This window comes from Pedobacter sp., from assembly GCF_039594775.1.
GTDB lineage: Bacteria > Bacteroidota > Bacteroidia > Sphingobacteriales > Sphingobacteriaceae > Pedobacter.
The window spans coordinates 1-18,903 of the sequence record NZ_JBCNMT010000013.1; the positions used below are offsets into that span (position 1 = coordinate 1).

The 18,903-nt window shown below is 39.4% G+C and carries 17 protein-coding genes; 10 read left to right on the forward strand and 7 right to left on the reverse strand.

Annotated features, from left to right (window positions below):
- Window positions 1–146 precede the first annotated feature (146 nt).
- Window positions 147–1,955, reverse strand: a complete 1,809-nt coding sequence (locus tag ABDV71_RS19490) for a DNA mismatch repair protein MutS (protein WP_343535560.1) — start codon at window positions 1,953–1,955, stop codon at window positions 147–149.
- 115 nt (window positions 1,956–2,070) lie between these two features.
- Between ABDV71_RS19490 and rlmH the strand changes: the two genes are divergently transcribed.
- Both rlmH and ABDV71_RS19500 read left to right on the forward strand, forming a co-directional pair.
- Window positions 2,071–2,544 (forward strand): 23S rRNA (pseudouridine(1915)-N(3))-methyltransferase RlmH, encoded by a 474-nt coding sequence (gene rlmH, locus ABDV71_RS19495; protein WP_343535562.1) that lies wholly within the window; start codon window positions 2,071–2,073, stop codon window positions 2,542–2,544.
- 68 nt (window positions 2,545–2,612) lie between these two features.
- Window positions 2,613–2,753: a hypothetical protein gene (locus ABDV71_RS19500; RefSeq protein ID WP_343535564.1), complete on the forward strand. Its 141-nt coding sequence runs from the start codon at window positions 2,613–2,615 to the stop codon at window positions 2,751–2,753.
- 64 nt (window positions 2,754–2,817) lie between these two features.
- Here the strand turns inward: ABDV71_RS19500 and ABDV71_RS19505 are convergent, their stop codons facing one another.
- Together ABDV71_RS19505 and ABDV71_RS19510 are read right to left on the reverse strand one after the other, a co-directional pair.
- Window positions 2,818–3,354: a DUF5606 domain-containing protein gene (locus ABDV71_RS19505; RefSeq protein WP_343535566.1), complete on the reverse strand. Its 537-nt coding sequence runs from the start codon at window positions 3,352–3,354 to the stop codon at window positions 2,818–2,820.
- Window positions 3,355–3,427: 73 nt separating this feature from the next.
- Window positions 3,428–3,886 carry a peptidylprolyl isomerase gene (locus tag ABDV71_RS19510; protein WP_113664151.1) on the reverse strand — a complete coding sequence of 153 codons (459 nt, stop codon included), beginning with the start codon at window positions 3,884–3,886 and terminating at the stop codon, window positions 3,428–3,430.
- 323 nt (window positions 3,887–4,209) lie between these two features.
- Between ABDV71_RS19510 and ABDV71_RS19515 the strand changes: the two genes are divergently transcribed.
- The 7 genes from ABDV71_RS19515 (at window position 4,210) to ABDV71_RS19545 (ending at window position 9,791) form a co-directional block, all read left to right on the forward strand.
- The gene (locus tag ABDV71_RS19515) at window positions 4,210–5,394 is read left to right on the forward strand and encodes an asparagine synthetase B (RefSeq protein ID WP_343535631.1); all 1,185 of its coding nucleotides are present in this window, start codon (window positions 4,210–4,212) and stop codon (window positions 5,392–5,394) included.
- 9 nt (window positions 5,395–5,403) lie between these two features.
- Complete coding sequence (locus ABDV71_RS19520) at window positions 5,404–5,829, forward strand: hypothetical protein (protein WP_343535569.1); 426 nt, start codon at window positions 5,404–5,406, stop codon at window positions 5,827–5,829.
- Window positions 5,830–5,960: 131 nt separating this feature from the next.
- Window positions 5,961–7,550, forward strand: a complete 1,590-nt coding sequence (gene abc-f / locus ABDV71_RS19525) for a ribosomal protection-like ABC-F family protein (RefSeq protein ID WP_343535571.1) — start codon at window positions 5,961–5,963, stop codon at window positions 7,548–7,550.
- Window positions 7,551–7,790: 240 nt separating this feature from the next.
- Window positions 7,791–8,501 carry a porin family protein gene (locus ABDV71_RS19530; protein ID WP_343535573.1) on the forward strand — a complete coding sequence of 237 codons (711 nt, stop codon included), beginning with the start codon at window positions 7,791–7,793 and terminating at the stop codon, window positions 8,499–8,501.
- Window positions 8,502–8,595: 94 nt separating this feature from the next.
- Window positions 8,596–8,946, forward strand: coding sequence for a DUF4180 domain-containing protein (locus tag ABDV71_RS19535; RefSeq protein ID WP_343535575.1), 351 nt, complete (start codon window positions 8,596–8,598; stop codon window positions 8,944–8,946).
- A gap of 22 nt (window positions 8,947–8,968) precedes the next feature.
- Window positions 8,969–9,397 carry a hypothetical protein gene (locus ABDV71_RS19540; RefSeq protein ID WP_343535577.1) on the forward strand — a complete coding sequence of 143 codons (429 nt, stop codon included), beginning with the start codon at window positions 8,969–8,971 and terminating at the stop codon, window positions 9,395–9,397.
- On the forward strand, window positions 9,378–9,791 hold the full coding sequence (locus ABDV71_RS19545; RefSeq protein ID WP_343535579.1) for a DUF6157 family protein: 414 nt from the start codon (window positions 9,378–9,380) through the stop codon (window positions 9,789–9,791). The genes ABDV71_RS19540 and ABDV71_RS19545 overlap by 20 nt, the downstream gene beginning before the upstream one ends.
- A 569-nt stretch (window positions 9,792–10,360) precedes the next feature.
- Here ABDV71_RS19545 and ABDV71_RS19550 read toward each other — a convergent pair.
- Genes ABDV71_RS19550 through lpxK form a run of 3 tightly spaced genes read right to left on the reverse strand, consistent with a single transcriptional unit; the run spans window position 10,361 to window position 14,206 of the window.
- Complete coding sequence (locus ABDV71_RS19550) at window positions 10,361–12,367, reverse strand: putative porin (protein ID WP_343535581.1); 2,007 nt, start codon at window positions 12,365–12,367, stop codon at window positions 10,361–10,363.
- Window positions 12,367–13,182, reverse strand: coding sequence for a purine-nucleoside phosphorylase (locus tag ABDV71_RS19555; RefSeq protein WP_343535583.1), 816 nt, complete (start codon window positions 13,180–13,182; stop codon window positions 12,367–12,369). Before ABDV71_RS19555 ends, ABDV71_RS19550 begins: the two co-directional genes overlap by 1 nt.
- Entirely contained in the window at window positions 13,163–14,206 is a 1,044-nt protein-coding gene (lpxK, locus tag ABDV71_RS19560) for a tetraacyldisaccharide 4'-kinase (RefSeq protein WP_343535585.1), read from the reverse strand. Before lpxK ends, ABDV71_RS19555 begins: the two co-directional genes overlap by 20 nt.
- A 288-nt stretch (window positions 14,207–14,494) precedes the next feature.
- Here lpxK and ABDV71_RS19565 point away from each other — a divergent pair, with 288 nt between their 5' ends.
- Window positions 14,495–15,634 carry a sterol desaturase family protein gene (locus ABDV71_RS19565; RefSeq protein ID WP_343535587.1) on the forward strand — a complete coding sequence of 380 codons (1,140 nt, stop codon included), beginning with the start codon at window positions 14,495–14,497 and terminating at the stop codon, window positions 15,632–15,634.
- A 203-nt stretch (window positions 15,635–15,837) separates the two neighbouring features.
- On the opposite strand, the gene ABDV71_RS19570 is transcribed toward ABDV71_RS19565, so the two are convergent.
- On the reverse strand, window positions 15,838–18,894 hold the full coding sequence (locus ABDV71_RS19570; protein ID WP_343535589.1) for an efflux RND transporter permease subunit: 3,057 nt from the start codon (window positions 18,892–18,894) through the stop codon (window positions 15,838–15,840).
- Window positions 18,895–18,903 lie beyond the last annotated feature (9 nt).

The following is an 18,903-nucleotide window of genomic DNA, read 5'->3' on the forward strand; positions in this document are numbered from 1 at the left end:
CTAAAATGTTCTAAGATGTCTAAGGTGGTAAAAGAATAAAATTAAACATCTAAGACACCCTAATTCACCTAAGCGCATGCCAAAAAACTAAAATGTTCTAAGATGTCTAAGGTGGTAAAAGAATAAACATCTAAAGTGAAAAAAAACTACCCCAACCCTATCTGCTTCAATAAAATCGCTGCATTAAACTTAGTACAAGGTCCGTGCTTCATCAAGTAATCAAAATCCATTTCCTCACCTATCAACTGAATATCAAAATGGAAATTGCGCACAGCGGCAGGATACTTTTGTTCGAGCTCCGAAAGTTGCAAGTCGTGTGTAGCAAACAAAGTGGGTATTTGTAGCACAATCAGTTTTTCAATAAAGGCTTTTGAACCATCAAACTTGTCCTTACTATTGGTTCCTCTCAACATCTCGTCAATCAGTACAAAAGCATTCGAATGCACTTCCACCTCTTTCAAAATCATTTTAAGTCGGTTCAGCTCCGCTTTAAAGGTCGACGTATTTTCAATCAGATTATCCTTAATCCGCATGTAGGTAAGCAGCTTAAAAATAGATAGTTCCATTTGCGTAGCACAAACGGGAGCTCCAGCATAAGCTAACACCATATTGATACCCACGGTACGCAGAAAAGTACTTTTGCCTGCCATGTTTGAGCCCGTGATAATATCCACCGTAGGGCTTTTCTCCAACACATAATCATTATCTACGCGTTTTTCAACAGGGATTAAGGGGTGCCCCAGGGCTTGAGCCATTAACGAGAATCCTTCATTTATTTGTGGAAAAACCCATTGCGGCTGGTTATAATGCAGGGTAGCCATTGAAATCAACTCTTCAAAATAACCAATACGGTCTAACCCAACTGCTACCTTTGTGCCAGCATGACTACTCCAGTGTCCCAGCTTAATACAACATTTCAGATCCCATAGTAAAAAGAAATTTAGGATGGCGTATAATAGGAAATTTAACCTGGCATCAAACTCCACAATAATTTTTGCCAAGGCTTTAATATGTCCGCTTACCTTTTCCTGTGTATGGAACAGGCCCTTAATATAGTTGCTTTTCCAATCATACCGCTCTGTCCATGCTATGGCTTCAGCATAACTGCTCAACAAATTAGAGCTTCCACTAAAGCCGTAATAAACTTGTGTAATCTGTTTTGAGTATCGATAAGTGAGCATTGCATTCGCAAAAGCCATTAAACCAAAAACACCCCATACCTTGCCGCCAAAAACCAAGCCTGCTAAAAAAAGCAACAGCATGAGATAGGGCACCAATTTCACGTAAAACTGTAAAAACTGATTAGCTGTAAAAGCAACTTGTTTTACTAACTGATGGTTTAATTTATGTTGAATTTCTTCAATCCTATTTAATTCATGTCCTCTTAAGTTGGCCCTAAAATCGAACGTACTATCAATATGTGTTGTTAATTCCGCGATAGCCTGTTGGCGTCCCAAAATGGTTTCCTTGTTGCTATCGGTCGCCAAATGCTTGGCTAGGGTTTCCACCCCAATTTTGCTTGCGCCTCTGTTCACCAAAGCATATAAAGATGACCTACCGAAAATATCCAAATCAGAAAGATAGGGATGCTGTTCATCTTCAAATACAGTCCCATCATCGTAGCCGTTTGGCTTTCCTTGGAGCATGCCTATTTCGTTTTCAAATATCCAAAGTAAGTTTCTATGAAAATTATATTGGTTTTCTAATTTGTTTTGTCGCTTCACTACTGTCACAAACACAGCAATTGGCAGCAGCAGAAGCACACTCCAAATGGCAATAGCCGTATCAGTGTTTGAACTGGCTAAGCCCACAAAAAAACCAATTTCAACCAATAGCAAAGCTACCCTAACCATCGACAGCTGGTCAATCTGCTTTTTTAGTGCTGAAATAAGTTCCTGTTGTAACTTTGCTGAACCTTCGTATTGTTTTAATCTATCTTGCTCGGTATTTAACATTATCTTTGAAGAAATTATAAACGCTTGTTGAATATGGACGCAGAAACAGCACACTTGTTTCGCCCAGCCCTTTTTGAACAAAGCAATTTTGTAAGCTGTAAAGATAAAAGACTAGATGAAGATTAGCCTAATTGCCATCGGCAAAACTGAAGACAAATATCTAATTGAGGGCATTGACAAATACCTTAATCGGTTAAAGCACTACATCAACTTCAGTTTTACGGTTATTCCCGACATTAAGAACAGTAAAAACCTGACCGAGGCACAACAAAAAACAAAAGAAGCGGAGTTAATTTTAAAACAGCTGAACAATAGCGATGTGGTAATACTGATGGACGAAAAAGGCAAGAAATACAGCTCCGTGCAATTCTCGCAGTACATTAATAAGCAAATGGTGGGCAGCGTGCAAAACTTGGTGTTTATTATTGGCGGTCCCTATGGCTTTGATGAAAGCGTTTACAAAAGAGCCAATAGCAGCATTTCCCTGTCAGACATGACCTTTTCACACCAAATGGTACGGCTGTTTTTTGTGGAACAGTTATACCGTGCGTTTACGATATTGAAAAACGAACCTTATCATCATGAATAAGCTATTTACTGCAAAAATATTATGGAATATCCCCAACCAAAACATCACAATATAAAAAAGGAGGCATTATGAAATTACCAAGCGATTATAAGAGGAATTATAAATTCAGGACCGACACTTCTAAAGAGAAAAAATATATCAATGCCATATTAATCATCGCAGTAGCATTAGTAGTGCTGTGGTACATTTACAAGTATTTCTTCGCATAAAAATAGAGAAAGGTGCCAACCCTATTCGGATTGACACCTTTCTATTTCAAAAGCCTTTAGAAGATTAAGCTCCTCTTTTAGCTGGCATAGTTGCTTTTTTGGCAGGAGCCGCAGTTTTAGCAGTTGGTGCCTTAGCTGTTTTCGCTTTAGGAGCAGCTTTCGGCTTAGCCTCAACTTTATCTTCCACTTTTGGCGCAGCCTCTTCAGTACCTGGTGCAGCTTCTGTAAACAAAGGCATATCCTTTAACAAGTTATACCAAGTTAAAATCTTCTTCATGTCCGAAGCATAAACTTTCTCTTGGTCGTGGTTTGGAGCCACTTCGTTAAAGAAGCTCCTCAACGTATTTCCGTCAGCCTTTAAATCTGGCACAGCAGTTTTGGTTGCTGCAATATTGGCCAATACATCTGTAAGCTTCAACTCATCGTCTTCGCCATAAATGGTGATATCTTCTAACGAAGCCAATTTAGTATTCGACAAGTTGGCTACAATCTTTAATTTCTGTGCATCAAGACTTTCCAAAACATATCCAGCCTTATTTTGTCCAATCAGCTTAAAAAGACCTGGTCTACCAGAAACAGATACAATTCCTCTTAAATTCATCTTTTTTATTTGTTAAGCGGCTAACGTAGGTGTAAAGCGCTTGAAAACGCCAAACTCCAAACGCTCAACGCATTTAGTCTTCAATTACTTCTACCGTCAAAATTTTATCGCCCTGACGAATATCATCAACAAGGTCAACATTTTCAACAACTTTACCAAAACAAGTGTGGTTACGGTCTAAATGTGCGGTATTATCTCTGCTGTGGCAAATGAAAAACTGAGAGCCACCTGTGTTTCTACCAGCGTGTGCCATAGAAAGCACACCTCTATCGTGGTACTGGTTATCACCATCTAATTCGCAATCAATTTTATAGCCTGGACCACCAGTACCAGGGATACCAGCGGCGCCATCTTTAGAGTTAGGGCAACCACCTTGTACCACAAAATTAGGAATTACACGGTGGAAAGTCACTCCATCGTAAAAGCCCTCTTTAGCCAATTTCTTAAAGTTTGCAACAGCTTTAGGAGCATCCTTTTCATAAAACTCCACGGTCATGTCGCCTTTTACCGTTTTTATAATTGCTTTACCCATTTTCTATTTTTTATATAAGAGTGCAAATTTAAACAAATAAATTAAATGTGATAAGATGATGATGAGATGATAAGATAATGGGGCTTTTGCTTTGGGCCTTATGAACTTTAAAACCTATAAGGTCTGTAAATGGAATTTCAGCCACTCCTGAACAATACAGTTATCAAACAATTTAACAATACAATCCCATTCAACTTTCACGTTAATATGTTAAAATCGGGCTAAAAAAGTTACATTCGTATATGCTAGGCAAAAAATATATGCTATTGGTGCTATTGCTGCTATTTCATTTGGCAGGCAAAGCCGCATCCATTTTAATTTACATGGATGAGAACCAAAAGAACCACCTCAAAGCCTACGGAATTGCTTATTGGTGTATCAAGCAACAGGTAGAAGTTGACTGGCTACTCAATTACCGTGGAGGTAGTTTTTTGGTAAAACAGGTTAAGGCTATTGAAGATGAGTGTAAAATCAGAGGTGTTTCTTATGAAGTGCTACCTGATGGAAAAGTGAACGCCATGCTTAACGAAATTAGCGATCCCGCCGTAAATATGGAGATGGTAAAACTGGAAAAAGCCCCTAAAATCGCTGTTTACTCTCCAAAAAGCAAACTTCCTTGGGACGATGCCGTAACCCTAGTGCTTACCTATGCCGAAATCCCCTACGATGTTATTTATGATGATGAAATCCTGAAAGATAAATTGACTTCCTACGATTGGCTGCACTTGCACCATGAAGATTTTACCGGGCAATATGGCAGATTTTGGTCTTCCTACAGAAATGCTACCTGGTATCAGGAAGACGTTAAATACCAAGAAGCAGCGGCAAAACGCAATGGCTTTAAGAAAGTTTCTCAAATGAAACTGGCCGTAGCCAAACGCATTAAGGAGTTTTGTGTTGGAGGAGGCTTCCTGTTTGCCATGTGCTCGGGTACCGACAGTTTTGATATTGCCTTAGCGGCCGAAGGCGTAGATATTTTAGAAAGCATGTTTGACGGCGATGGGATGGATGCCAATGCCCAAGCTAAAATTGATTATGGAAAAAGCGTTGCCTTTACCAACTTTCAGCTCGACATGAACCCTTATAACTATGAGTTTTCGGATATAGATGTAACCCAAACCCGTACCGGCTTTAACGAAAGCAATGATTATTTCACTTTGTTTGATTTCTCTGCCAAGTGGGATTTGGTACCTACCATGCTTACCCAAAACCATGAAAAGGTGATTAAAGGCTTTATGGGGCAAACCACCGCTTTCCGTAAAAGTTTGGTTAAACCTAGCATTACCGTACTTGGTGAAAATAAAGCCGGTGCCGAAGTGCGCTACCTGCACGGTGAAATAGGTAAAGGACAGTTCAGTTTTTATGGCGGGCATGATCCGGAAGATTATCAGCATCAGGTAAACGACCCACCTACCGATCTGAACCTGCATCCCACTTCACCGGGCTATCGTCTCATTTTAAATAATGTGCTGTTTCCTGCGGCGAAGAAAAAACCACAGAAAACTTAAAGCCTTTACATGAGCTTACTGGATATTTTCGATGTAACCGCCAATAGTTTGCGTTTCCTAGACGAAGCTGGTAAAAAGCGGCCTAAAATTATCATTATTCTCTATGCCCTATTTGTACCAACACTCCTATGGTTTGTATTGGAGGCGCCTTATATTGCCTTATTAACTTTTCCTTTTTGGCTTTTATCATTGTTTATATCCATAGGTATTATGCTCTCCTTTTTAATAGCTTACCTATTATGGCGAGCAAGCATAATAGACTATTATACTCCAAAAAGCTTTTTCGGTCTGTTGGTCATCATTTGCCTGTTAACCTTATCACTTGTCAGTTTTACCAATAGGCAATTTGGAACTAAAATCAACGCAGAACAAATAAAAGGGAGTCTAGGTTTTGAGCTGTCAAAACCAATTTCAAGCAAAAATTATTCGCATTAAACACTTTTTATTATATTTGCAGCTCCAAAATCAAAAAACATGAGCATGTAGGATTAATTTCTTTTCTATTTCGTTAAAGACCGCAAGTACATCTGCCTTGCTATCCATTCATCTTTAAAGAAAGAAATTTCATGCTTAGCTTACAACAAATTACTTATAGACATCCTAATAAGGAATTACTGTTTAGCAATTTAAATCTTACAGTAAATCCACATGAGAAAATAGCCTTAATTGGCAATAATGGTGTAGGAAAATCAACCCTACTCAAACTAATAGCTGGTGAAATAATGCCCAATGCTGGACATTTACACTTAGAGACTGTTCCTTACTACCTGCCGCAAATATTTGGTCAATATAACCATTGTACGGTGGCCGAGGCTTTGGGGGTAAATGACAAACTCACCGCATTACTGGAAATATTAAATGGCAATGCCAACGACGAATACTTTGAAAACCTTGACAACGATTGGACCATTGAACAACGTTGTTTGGAAGCTCTAGACCAATGGCAGCTACAGGATATAGACTTACAGCAATCCATGGCCTCCTTAAGTGGCGGACAAAAAACCAAGGTATTTTTAGCGGGTATTAATATTTATAGTCCGCAATTGGTTTTACTTGACGAACCCAGCAACCATTTAGATATTTCCGGAAGGCAACTTTTATATCAGTTTATACGACGTACCAAAAGCACCTTACTGGTGATTAGCCACGATAGGCAACTATTAAATCTTCTAGATTCCATTTGTGAACTCAGTCCACAGGGCATTAGCATTTATGGTGGCAATTATGATTTTTACACGGAGCAAAAACAACTTGCCAAAAATGCTTTGGAGCAAGACATCAACAGTAAAGAAAAGGCACTTCGCAAAGCGAAGGAAAAAGAAAGAGAAACGCTAGAGCGGCAGCAAAAGCAGGACGCAAAGGGTAAAAAGAAACAGGAAAAAGCCGGTGTAGCCCGCATCATGATGAATACCTTGCGCAATAACGCGGAAAATAGTACTTCTAAAATGAAAGAGGTACACGCCGATAAGGTTGACGGAGTAGCTCAAGAGTTGAGTACATTGCGCAGCCAATTACCAGATGCTGATAAAATGAAGTTCGGTTTTAACCACAGCCTACTGCATAAGGGCAAAGTATTGTTCGAAGCGATTGACCTTAATCACTGCTATAACCAACAAAACCTTTGGCAAGAAAGCCTTCATTTTCAAATAAAAAGTGGAGAACGGCTAGCCATTAAAGGCTCAAATGGTTCTGGGAAAACAACCTTAATTCATTTATTGCTGGAAAATTTGAAGACTAGTGTAGGACAACTAAAGGCCACGCAGGTAAATGCCGCGTATATTGACCAAGACTATTCGCTCATTAATCCGCTTCTAAATATTTATGAACAGGCGCAGCACTTTAATACTGCAACGTTACAGGAGCACGAAGTAAAAACAAGGCTCAACCGCTTTCTATTTGGGAAATCGAATTGGGACAAACCATGTGCAAAACTTAGCGGTGGCGAAAGAATGAGATTAATGTTATGCTGCCTAACCTTGGGTAATCATGCACCTGACCTTATTGTTTTAGATGAGCCAACCAATAATCTCGACATACAGAACGTAGAGATATTAACTGCGGCCATTAATGAATACGAAGGCACTTTACTTGTGGTTTCACACGATGAATATTTCTTGGAACAAATCAATATCCAAAGGGAAATTAAATTGAAATAGTTCGACATTTTTGGCACTGTTTAATCATTAGATTTCTCCAGAATGCCGCACAAATTGTCTGCTTTTGTAAACACCCTGTTACATTTTTTGGCACTCCTGTATTTTTCACTTAAAACATGCTTAAAATAGAGCTTTTAGCATGTTTTAAGTGTGTTTCAGGTCTTTTTAAAATCATAATTGGCATAGCTTTTGGACTTTAGCAAGTGTTGAAAATGGTTTCAACTATAAAAATGAATTGCTATGAAAAGGATGATATTATTAGGAAGCGCTCTTTTATTTTCTGCTAGTGCAGCTTTTGCCCAAACTACCATGAGTGGTAGTGATGCTCGCATCGGAGTTAAAGCTGGAGTAAACTTAAGTACCATCAGATATAGCGGTTTTGATGGTTCGAGTACCTTAAACGACAACACTAAACAAAACGTGGGCTATAATGTCACAGTTTTCGGGGATTTTGGAGTAGGTAATAACTTCTTTATCCAACCAGGAGTTTCGTTGCAAAACAAGGGTACCAAAATTGAAGGTAGCAGTACTTCGGGAAGTACCACTACCAGCGGTAAAATAAAAACCGATGTAATGGCTATTGAAGTTCCAGTAAATGCTGTGCTTCGTATTCCTACTGGAACCTCTGGGGCTTTACAAATTAGTGCAGGGCCATATATAGGATTCAACATTGACGGTAAAACCAAAACCAATACAACGGTGACCACTCCTGCAGGTAGTACTTCTAGCAGTGAGACCAACAATTTGAACTTTGGTAATAAAACCGATGATGATATGAGTAGCACCGATTTTGGAGCTAACTTCGGGTTAGGATATCGCTTAAATAACGGTTTTACATTGGGAGCTAACTATGGCCTAGGTCTAAGCAACTTGGTTCCTAAAGACAGTAGAAATGGTGATAGCAAAGCAACCAATAGAGTTTGGGGCTTTACTGTTGGCTATTCGTTCTAATTAATAGTTTGCCTATCATAAGAGCGTCCATGGTTTAATGCTATGGGCGCTCTTTTTTTGTACAGTATTTTACTTCTAGTCTTATATTTGAAGTATGGATATCATCAGTATAAATGAAAATATAGCAGAAATAGTAGCCGATGAGCTAGTGATCAATAGTATTGAAGATGGTGTAGATTTAATTGGTAACATCTATTATCAGGGTTTTGACAGCGCCCTTATTTACGAAAAAAATATCACACCTAAATTCTTTGATCTAAGCACTAAAATAGCAGGTGAAATTTTACAGAAATTTTCTAATTATCGCATGCGATTGGCAATTGTTGGCGATTTTAGCAAATATCCCAGCAAAAGTATGAGCAATTTTATTTCAGAAAGTAATCAGCTTGGCCAAATCAATTTCGTAAATTCAAAATTGGAAGCTATCAATGTACTTTCGAAATAATAAGAACCAAATATAAAATGTGATGAATCCAATTTTAAAAAATATATTGGCTGTGATTGCTGGCCTCGTGATTGGCAGTATGGTTAACATGGCCATCATTATGGTAAGCCAGAGCATTATTCCATTACCAGCGGGTGCCGACAATACCACTGTTGAAGGTCTAAAAGCAAGTATGCATTTGTTTGAGCCCAAACATTATATTTTCCCGTTTTTGGCACATGCTATTGGAACTTTTGTTGGCGCTTATATTTGCGCTCGAATTGCTGCCCATAAAATGGTTTTGGCCATGTTTATTGGCTTATTTTTCTTAGCTGGTGGTGTTTATATGGTGATGATGGTACCTTCACCAATTTGGTTTACCCTTGTTGACCTCATTGGTGCTTATCTACCTGTTGCCTATTTTGCTGGTAAAATTGCAAGTAGCACTAAAAATGAAAACTCACACCACTAATTACTACAACACCTTTATTGCCATTGCAGATGACTGTCCTGCTTCAAAGGGAGAAATTCCTGCGGAGAAAGGAGGGCAAAAAACGGCCGCCGGGCAACAGCTGGAAATGATTGGTAAAAATCCTTATCGGTACACCTCAGACGAAGTGCTTTTTACGTTATTTGCACAGCGCAATGATATTACTAGGGATGAACTAGAGGAAGCAAGACAAAATTTCTTCTCCAAAGGTCAAGCTTGTTTAAGAGCATCGGCGTTGGGTAAACGTTACGGTTGGGGCATACATCATAATGCCGAAGGTAAAATTGCTTTATACGGCTGCAACACTCCGGAGTACCGCGATTACCTAGACCAGCAAGCGGTGAAAGTGGTAAAAGCCATGCGCTCAAAAAAATAACGTATATTTCTATAAGACTTATGGTTTTTATGAGGCTTACTGAGACTTACGAAGTTTTAAAACTTCGTAAGTCTGTGCTATCCACAAGCGCTGTTTCTAGAGATTTCTCGCTACACTCGGAATGACACTGAGGCAATTGAAGTTCCATATGAGGCTGTGCAAACGAAAAAACCTCACAGTTTTAAATTAAGCACCTACCATCTTAAAAAGAGATACTGTAGCTGCGAACTAAACCTGATTGTAGCGAAAATACTTTTTGTTTGTCACGCTGAGCTTGTCGAAGCGTTCTTGCCATGATTATCCTTCGACAAGCTCAGGATGACAGAAATGTACAGCTATGAGCGATAACAAAAAGATTGTAGCGTAAAGCAGGGCTATCCGTAAATAGCTATTTTGAAATTGCTTTTCGAAATATTAGCAAGAGATGAATTCATACAGTCGAAAAAGTAGTTAAACTTTTATACGACTTGCAAAGCTTTTGGAAGTTCGTTAAGTCTGTGCCATTTCTTTTGAGATTCCTCGCTACGCTCGGAATGACAAGGACGCTCGGAATGATAAGGGTGCTTTAATTAATCATAAAAATTCCAAGTTAGGCCAAAAAGCAATAAGCGATCAGGCATCGGATAACGGTTTACAGTATAAGTACCCCTGTTGAATAAGCCTTGGTTAGCATACTGGTATTTCACAAAAAGATTGGCCCTGCGTAAGCCTACTTTTATCCAAGCATCAACCACTGGTTTTGAGCTAAAGGTAATGTCGTCACCATTATAAAATTGACTAGCAGCAATAGCATACGATTTAGCCAAGTAGGTATCGTTATAAAATACATCGAAGCCGATTTGGGTCTTCAGAAACTTAAAAAAAGTTTGGTCTTTATATACACTAGCAAACAGGTAAATTTCTGGCATACGTAAAATGCGTTGCTGGTCTGTTTTTTGATAAACCCCATATGCAGTGACGTGAAAGCTCCCTGCATCTAGCTGCTTACCAACTTTAATTTGCAGGAGACTAATTTCACTGCTATTTTGTACAGGTATAATAGACTTGGCTACCGTTGGCGACGGTGCAAAATACAGATAGTTACTAATTAGGTAATAGGCTGCGCTGGCATCAAGTTTCAGAAAATCGTTAAGGTAAGTGAAGGTAAAATTGGTAGTTTTTGTACGAGATAGATTAGCTCGCTCGTTCCAATCGTAGTAATTCCCAAAATAACGGTTGTAAATTTCTTCCGGAGATTTGTTTTGGGTGTAGGCGCTCATGACAATTTTTCCCGCCTTATTACTTAATGCTATATTGCTTTTGGCCTCGTACAAATAATCGCCTGCGTTAAAGCCTTGTAAAATCTGTTGCACATCTAGGTTTACATCTACCTTGTTGCTGAAACGATAACCCAATGCTCCTAATATAGTGGTGTTTTGTGCATTAAAATCGCGAGCGTAGAACAGGGTTTTATCTTTTTGCAACATCTGTTGCTTAAAGGTATACATGTCGTACCTGATACCCGCATCTATCTTCAATTCGTTTTTAATTACCGAACTGCTTTTGGCCCTTAAGAAGAAGCTATAGATAAACTCATTTTGCAGGTGCTTTACATTAGTAGTGTCATTAGTGAATGTACTAAGGTTACGTGGTGCAGGCAATACATTATAAGCATCTTCTTCGTCTTTTTTAAAGCTGTAAGAGCTATTGGTGTAGGTTAGCGTATGGGTAATTTTATTGGTAGGTAATATGTTTTGGTTGTTACTGTTCTCGGTGCTATCAATACGGCCCACAAAATAACTTTGCCTAATCATGAGTGAGTTGTCTCTATAAAGTTGGCGTGCATTTTTGAAACGTACAGGTTCAGCCTCCTTAGTGGCCAAGTTATTTCCTGCTGGGGCAAAAATAATGCTATCCTTAAGAATGGAGCCATTTTCTTCGGCCTTTAAGGTATTAAAAACGGCATCAACCCAAATGTTATATCTTTTATTTTTGGTTTGGTACCAAGTAAAGAGCACACCATTAAGGTCGTCGCCACGCTGGTGCTGATAAAAACCATTTGCACCAATACGATTAAAGTTGGCCCCAAAATTCCAATTGGGTTTTATGTTTTGGGAATGGATAATTTTAAGCAACTGCACATTGTCGCCGGCACTAATGTAAGACAGGCTGGTAAACGGCGTACGTGCACGATAAAATTTTACGTCATCGTGGGTAAACTTATAATAGTCTAACGAGTGAAAACCTGTTTCAAAACCAATGGTTTTTACCGGCTCAAATAACAATGATGTGGCGGCCAAACCTACCAATCCTGTACCTACGGTTGGTCTACGGGGTTGTGCTATGGGGCTAAATTGTTGTATTCCCGTTAGCGTAGTATCTAATGGAATAGTTTGTATGCTGTCTTTGGTAAGCTTACGAGTAGTATATCTAATGTACTTGGCATTAAATACAACCGAGTCACGTGAATTTTGCTCTTTTTTACGAAGCGAATCGAGCTCTTTATTACCCGCAATGGATGTTTTTAGGTCTTGCGCAAAAGCTTTGGCAACACCTAACAGCAAGAAGAAAGAAACAGCAACAAATAATTTCTGCATTATAGAGTTGAAATAAGCTGGCTTAAAATTTCGGTCATTTTGGGTTCTGCTTTGGCTGCAGTTTCTATAATCTCTTCTAAACTTACAGGCTTCAAATCTTCAGGAAAACCTTCATCTGTTAATACTGAAATGGCAAAAACGGGAATACTCATGTGGTTGGCTACAATTACTTCAGGTACTGTGCTCATTCCTACTGCATCGCCGCCTATGATACGTAAATATCTATATTCGGCTTTGGTCTCTAGATTTGGCCCTGTTACCGAAACATAAACGCCCTGATGGCAGGTAATATTTTTTTCCTCGGCAATTTTTACTGCTTTTGCGATCAGCTCTTTTTGATAGGGCTGGCTCATGTCGGGAAAACGTGGACCAAAATCACTGTTATTGATTCCCCTCAACGGGCTTTCTGGCTGTAAATTGATGTGGTCGTTAATGATCATCAAATCGCCTTTTTTAAATTCAGGATTTAGGGAACCCGCAGCATTAGATACAAAAAGGTATTGGATACCCAATAGTTTCATGGCCCTAATAGGAAAGGTAATTTGCTGCATGCTATAGCCTTCGTAAAAATGCAAACGACCTTGCATGGCGACTACCTTTTTACCTTTAAGGGTACCAAATATCAATTTACCTGAGTGGAACTCTAACGTAGAAATAGGAAAATTGGGAATACTGGCATACATGATACTGTGTGCGACCTCAATTTCGTTCACCAAGCCACCTAATCCTGTGCCTAGTACAATTCCTATTTCAGGTTCAAAATCACCTATTTTATTTTTAATGTATTTTATCGAATCATTTAGTGCTTGCAACATAGTCTAATATTTTTTGGTCAAAAATTGCCTTGTCTTCTGCATTGATTTCAATGGCAATGGGCAGATAATATACAGGCAAATTTAATAGTAAATCTCTTAAATTGTTAGTTAATAAGCGTTGTCCATCTTTTTCTGTGGTCACGATTATTTTTTTTGCTGCTGGGTATTGCTGATAGGCAGTTACCAACTGTGCTATTTCCTTTTCCGTAAAATGATGATGGTCGGGATATTCGAACAAATGAACGTTCAATTGCTTTTCTTCCAGATACTGTATCAGCGGCGTTGGATTGGCAATTCCAGTTAATAAAAACAGGTGCTGGTCTTTTTCAAATGCTGTTTCTTCTGCTGTGTAAAGATGCCTTAGTTTTTGGTAATTGATGTGCGAAAAAGCCAATTGTTGATTGGACTGTAACTGAAGTTTGTCCAACATTTTTTTTCTCGTGGCCGGTGTGATTTCAACAGGAGATTTGGTCACCAATACTGCTTGTGCCCTTTTAATGCCCGAAAATGGTTCTCGCAAATTTCCTGCTGGCAATAGCCATTGCATGTTTTGCAGCTTCGCGAATTCAAATAGCAACACATTAAATCCTGCTTTAACCCTTCGGTGCTGAAAGGCATCATCCAATAAAATCAAATCATGATTGGCTTTCAGTTCATGGATACCCTTCACCCTATCTTCACAAACGGCAACGGTAACGTTTCTGAATTTGTGGTAGTACTGCAAAGGTTCGTCGCCAATGGTTTCGGCAGTAGCCTTTGGCCCAGCTAAAATAAATCCAGTGGTTTTACGACCATAGCCCCTACTTAAAATGGCAATTTTGTATTCGCTAAATAAGCGCACCAAATATTCGGTAGTAGGTGTTTTTCCCGAACCGCCAACGGCCAAATTGCCTACACAGATAATCGGAATCTCAAAACTCGTCGATTTAAAAACACCCCAGTCATAAAACTTATTGCGCAGGTATACCACCAAGGCATACACCAAATTAAAAGGCAACAGTAATAGGCGTAGGTATTTCAACATATAAGCAGCACAAAAATACTGAATATTTGCACTAAAGGTTAGCCCATGTTGTGCTTTTATTTTTGGGGAGAGGCTTAGAAACTGTTTGAAAATAATCTGTTTTTTTACAAGTGGTGTTTGGCAAGGACGCCAAACGTCGCCTTGGCCCAAAGAATGGCGTCCTCGCCATTCGTGTCATTCTTTGAATGAAATTTAAACAGTTTCTTACCGCCAATTATGGGTCATTTATTGGAACGGTTTAAAATCTGCTGCAATTTTACTATTATTGAAACAAACACTTCAAACCATATGACGACAAATAAACGCCTTAAAGTAGGGCAAGGGCAAATTAGTGGGTATCTTTCTATTTTTTTAGCCGTTTTGGTATTGCTTGCGGTATTCTGTTTCAGATATCCAGAGCAATTGACGACCCCAGAATTTAGGGAAGTTTACACCAAAAGCATTGCGGAAGCCTTGATGATTTTCGGCGTAATCGCTTCATTCTTCTTTGCTGCCCTAAGTTTATTATTAAGCAAGAAAATAAAATTAGCCTTAACAGGCACTGCCATTACTGGCTTGGCCATTATTTTAGGTGCATTGACCTTAAACGGCAGAGATGTTGTGAAAACAGACTGGCATTTTGGTTTGGATTGGATGATTTTAGACCTATTGTTAATGGTGGCCATTTTTGTTCCCTTGGAGCTATTTTTCCCTAAAAATAAATCACAAACAAAGTTTCATGAGGAATGGCGTACCGATTTAACCTACTTTGTCATTAGCCATTTATTTATTCAGTTTTTCGGTATTGTTACCCAAAAACCTGCGGTACTATTCTTTGGTTGGATTGGATTAGAAAATTTACATACTTGGGTACAAGGTTTACCATTTATCCTCGCGTTGTTCTTGGCATTTTTCACTACCGACTTGTTCCAATATTGGGCACATCGCTTTTTTCATACCAAGGTATTTTTATGGCGCTTCCATTCTATCCACCATTCCACTCAAAACATGGATTGGCTTGCAGGTAGCAGAACACACTTTATAGATATCTTTTTCACTCGGGCGATGACTTTTATTCCGCTCTACATTCTAGGCTTTTCATCTACGGTGTTTAACGTATACATTGTGTTTATAGCTGTACATGCGGTACTTATCCATGCCAATACGCGTATCAACTTTGGTTTCATCAAATACATCTTTACCACACCTCAATACCACCATTGGCACCATTGTGAAGACCCAAAATATTACGGACATAATTTTGCTTCCATCTTTCCTTTTATTGATATGATGTTTGGCACCTATTATTTGCCTGACAAAAAATGGCCAGCGGGAACTGGCGTACATGAAGCCTCTTATCCCAAAGGATTTATCAAACAATCCATTTATCCGTTTACAAAAAGCCCGTTTGATACCGATTTAAACATGGAAGAACGAAGCGAGAGATAATACTATCAAATATTACGAACCCTCTCTGCCCCTTGGGCATCTCTCCCAAAGGGAGAGAGTTGCGGTGTTTCTTTTCTCTCCCTTTGGGAGAGATGGCGTAGCCAGAGAGGGGAACTAACAACAAAGCCTTTGACTTATCCGTCAAAGGCTTTGTATTTTTGGAACGCCTCATCAGCGCTATGCTTAAAGTTACAGCGATTTAATTAATCTTCCATTTTCTTAATGTTTGGCGGCATCAATTTGTACACCACTGGCGTTACAATTCTAGAAAGCAGGGTTGAACTGATTAAGCCTCCAATCATGACAATGGCCAAAGGGGAAATCAGCGGATTGCTGGACAAGGCAATAGGTAGTAAACCTCCAATTGCCGTTAACGAAGTAAGAATAATTGGCAAGAAACGCACCTCTCCTGCTTCTTCAATCGCTTCATTTAGCGGTTTACCTTCTGCTCGTAACTGATTGGTAAAATCAACCAATAGAATGGTGTTTTTCACCTCAATGCCCGCCAATGCTACAATCCCGATGGTAGCCACAAATGAAAGTGAGTTTCCAGTAACCATTAGCGCAAGTACAGCCCCAACTATACCCAACGGAATTACCGATAGTACAATGAGCGTACTTTTAAAGGTTTTAAATTCCAATACCAACACCGCAATGAACATGAACAGCGTAACCAAAATAATGCTGCCAAAACCACCAAAGGATTGGTTACGACTTTCGACTTCGCCGCCCATTTCAAAATGATAGCCTTCGGGAAGTTTCATTTTTTTCATTTGGGCCTCTACATCTTTAATCACCTTATCATTTAAATAACCTTTTTGAACAAATGAATTCACCGAAATGGTGCGCACCTTGTTTTGATGGTTAATGCTTAGTGCTGAAGTTTCGAGTTTTAAACTTGCCAATTGCGCCAATGGAATAGCTGTTCCTTGTACGTTATTGACGTAAAGATTATCAAAAACACCCAAAGTTGGCTCCGATGAATATTTAGTGGTAAGCAAAATGCTATAATCGTCGCCACTTGATTTTGGATTTAAGTATTTACCCACTTCAAAACCTGCAATGGCCATCCTTACGGTGCGGTCAATATTCACCATGGGCACACCCAAGGCCAAAGCTTTTTCTTTATTGATGTCTACCTTGATGTCAGATTTTAAATTCTTCAATGGGTTGTTGGTATAGATGGTGCCTTCGGTTTTAAGCAACAGGTCCTCCACTCTCCCTGCCAGTTGACGCAAGGTATCTAAGTTTTCACCAAACACCCGTACTTCTACTGGCGAAATGATTGGTTGGCCTTGTTCAAAATCTTTCACTTCTACCTTGGCTCCTAAATATGGCGACCATTTAGCTCTCAATTTTTCAATAAGTGCCACTTTTTTATCGGCCCTTACATCTGGATGAAGCAGTACAAAAATTTCCGCAAAATCGCTACGTTCGTTGGTTTGCAGCAAATTATAGTAAATCCTCGGGTTACCCTTACCTACATTTGAGGCAAAGTATTTTACTTCTGGAATATCCTTGATTTCCTTCTCAATTTGTTTGGCAATCGAATCGGTATATTTCAAGTTCGATTGTAAAGGCGTAGATACCGTAATGATAAATTGTGGTTTTTCCGATGAAGGAAACAAGCTAAAACCAATGACAGGAATTAAAGCTAATGCTCCCAAGAAAATACCCACACCAATCAAGATGGTTAAGTAAGGCCTATGCAAAGCTTTATCCAATAATTTGGCATAAGAACCATGGATGATTTTTTGCAGGGTACGCAAAAAGATATTGCCATTTACATCAGCATGTGGTCTTAAAAGTTTACTCGATAGAAAAGGCACTACGGTTAAAGCCACCAGCATGGAGGCAATTACCGAACAGATTACCGCTACAGGTAAACTTCTGATAAATTCGCCCGAAGCTTCTGGCATGAACATTAAGGGCATAAAGGCAATCACCAAGGTCGCAGTACACCCCAATACGGCCAATCCAATTTGCTTGGTGGCCATTAGGGTTGCCGTAAGCCGGTCGTGGCCATCACGCATCCATCGTTCTATATTTTCCACCACCACAATGCTGTCATCAACCAGTAGCCCCAAAGAAACAACCAAGCCCACAATACTCAATTGGTTAAGACTAAAACCAAGCAGGTTAATCAATATAATCCCAATAGCCAAGGATAAAGGAATGGATACCATTACCACTAATGAAGCACGGGTACCAAGCGGCAATAGGGTGATGAGCACCAAACAGATGGCAATCAGAAAATCGAAGCCCAAACCGCCAAGTCGAGTATTGACATTGTTGGCCTGGTCAAACATTACCTGTTGGTCGATGTTGCTGGGCAAAGTTTTCTTGAAGGAATCAAGCACTGGCAAATAAGCTTCTTGGGTTTTCGTGATATTGCTGCCCGCTTTTTGTGCCGCCACGACAAATACACTTCGGAAACCATTTAAACGTGTAATGTGCTTCTCTTGCGAATAATCAAAATACACATTTGCCACCTCTTTGAGTATGGTATTTTTGCCCGAGGCACTGGCTACAATGGTATTCTTGATTTCGTCTAAACTTTGATAGTTGCCGCTGGTTTTAATATTGAAAGATTTATTACCAGCATCAATGCTTCCTCCAGGAATATTGGCCACTTCACTTTGTATGGCATTGGAAACTTGGGTTACTGGAATACGTAACAGCGCCAGTTTCTCCAAGTCTAAATCCACTTTGACCAACTGATCGGGCAAACCCATAATCTCCACGTTTTTGAGTGAAGGTATTTTTTCGAGCCTATCCTGTAAATCTTCCGCAGCACTTTTGAGTTTGTCGCGAGAGGCATTTTCCGATACCAGAGCAATTTGCAGGATATTTACATCGGATGGTGTTATTTTTTGCACCTCCATGCTATAAATTTCCTGTGGCAGGCTAGGTCTTTCGCTATTCACCTCTCTTACCAGCTCTTGGTATTTATCATCAACATTACCACCATATTTGTACTCCACAATAATGACGGCTAAACCATCCCTAATGTTGGTTTTGATGGTCTTGATATCGTCTAATCCGTAAATACGTTTTTCCAGTGGTTTCACCACCAGCTCTTCCATATCTTTAGGGCTCGCCCCTGGATATACCACCACTACTGGAAAATTAGGCGGGTTCATATCAGGATCTTCGGCCCTTGGCATGTTAAAAACGGTAGTGATTCCCAAGGCCATTACCATTAACACCATGATTAAGGTGAACTGATAATTTTTTACTGCATAATCTGAGATTTTCATTTGCTTTCG

Bases quoted from the DNA above. Each gene is read 5' to 3' on its own strand.
- ABDV71_RS19490 (WP_343535560.1), bottom strand. From the start codon at position 1,955: ATGTTAAATACCGAGCAAGATAGATTAAAACAATACGAAGGTTCAGCA.
- rlmH (WP_343535562.1), top strand. From the start codon at position 2,071: ATGAAGATTAGCCTAATTGCCATCGGCAAAACTGAAGACAAATATCTA.
- ABDV71_RS19500 (WP_343535564.1), top strand. From the start codon at position 2,613: ATGAAATTACCAAGCGATTATAAGAGGAATTATAAATTCAGGACCGAC.
- ABDV71_RS19505 (WP_343535566.1), bottom strand. From the start codon at position 3,354: ATGAATTTAAGAGGAATTGTATCTGTTTCTGGTAGACCAGGTCTTTTT.
- ABDV71_RS19510 (WP_113664151.1), bottom strand. From the start codon at position 3,886: ATGGGTAAAGCAATTATAAAAACGGTAAAAGGCGACATGACCGTGGAG.
- ABDV71_RS19515 (WP_343535631.1), top strand. From the start codon at position 4,210: ATGGATGAGAACCAAAAGAACCACCTCAAAGCCTACGGAATTGCTTAT.
- ABDV71_RS19520 (WP_343535569.1), top strand. From the start codon at position 5,404: ATGAGCTTACTGGATATTTTCGATGTAACCGCCAATAGTTTGCGTTTC.
- abc-f (WP_343535571.1), top strand. From the start codon at position 5,961: ATGCTTAGCTTACAACAAATTACTTATAGACATCCTAATAAGGAATTA.
- ABDV71_RS19530 (WP_343535573.1), top strand. From the start codon at position 7,791: ATGAAAAGGATGATATTATTAGGAAGCGCTCTTTTATTTTCTGCTAGT.
- ABDV71_RS19535 (WP_343535575.1), top strand. From the start codon at position 8,596: ATGGATATCATCAGTATAAATGAAAATATAGCAGAAATAGTAGCCGAT.
- ABDV71_RS19540 (WP_343535577.1), top strand. From the start codon at position 8,969: ATGAATCCAATTTTAAAAAATATATTGGCTGTGATTGCTGGCCTCGTG.
- ABDV71_RS19545 (WP_343535579.1), top strand. From the start codon at position 9,378: ATGAAAACTCACACCACTAATTACTACAACACCTTTATTGCCATTGCA.
- ABDV71_RS19550 (WP_343535581.1), bottom strand. From the start codon at position 12,367: ATGCAGAAATTATTTGTTGCTGTTTCTTTCTTCTTGCTGTTAGGTGTT.
- ABDV71_RS19555 (WP_343535583.1), bottom strand. From the start codon at position 13,182: ATGTTGCAAGCACTAAATGATTCGATAAAATACATTAAAAATAAAATA.
- lpxK (WP_343535585.1), bottom strand. From the start codon at position 14,206: ATGTTGAAATACCTACGCCTATTACTGTTGCCTTTTAATTTGGTGTAT.
- ABDV71_RS19565 (WP_343535587.1), top strand. From the start codon at position 14,495: ATGACGACAAATAAACGCCTTAAAGTAGGGCAAGGGCAAATTAGTGGG.
- ABDV71_RS19570 (WP_343535589.1), bottom strand. From the start codon at position 18,894: ATGAAAATCTCAGATTATGCAGTAAAAAATTATCAGTTCACCTTAATC.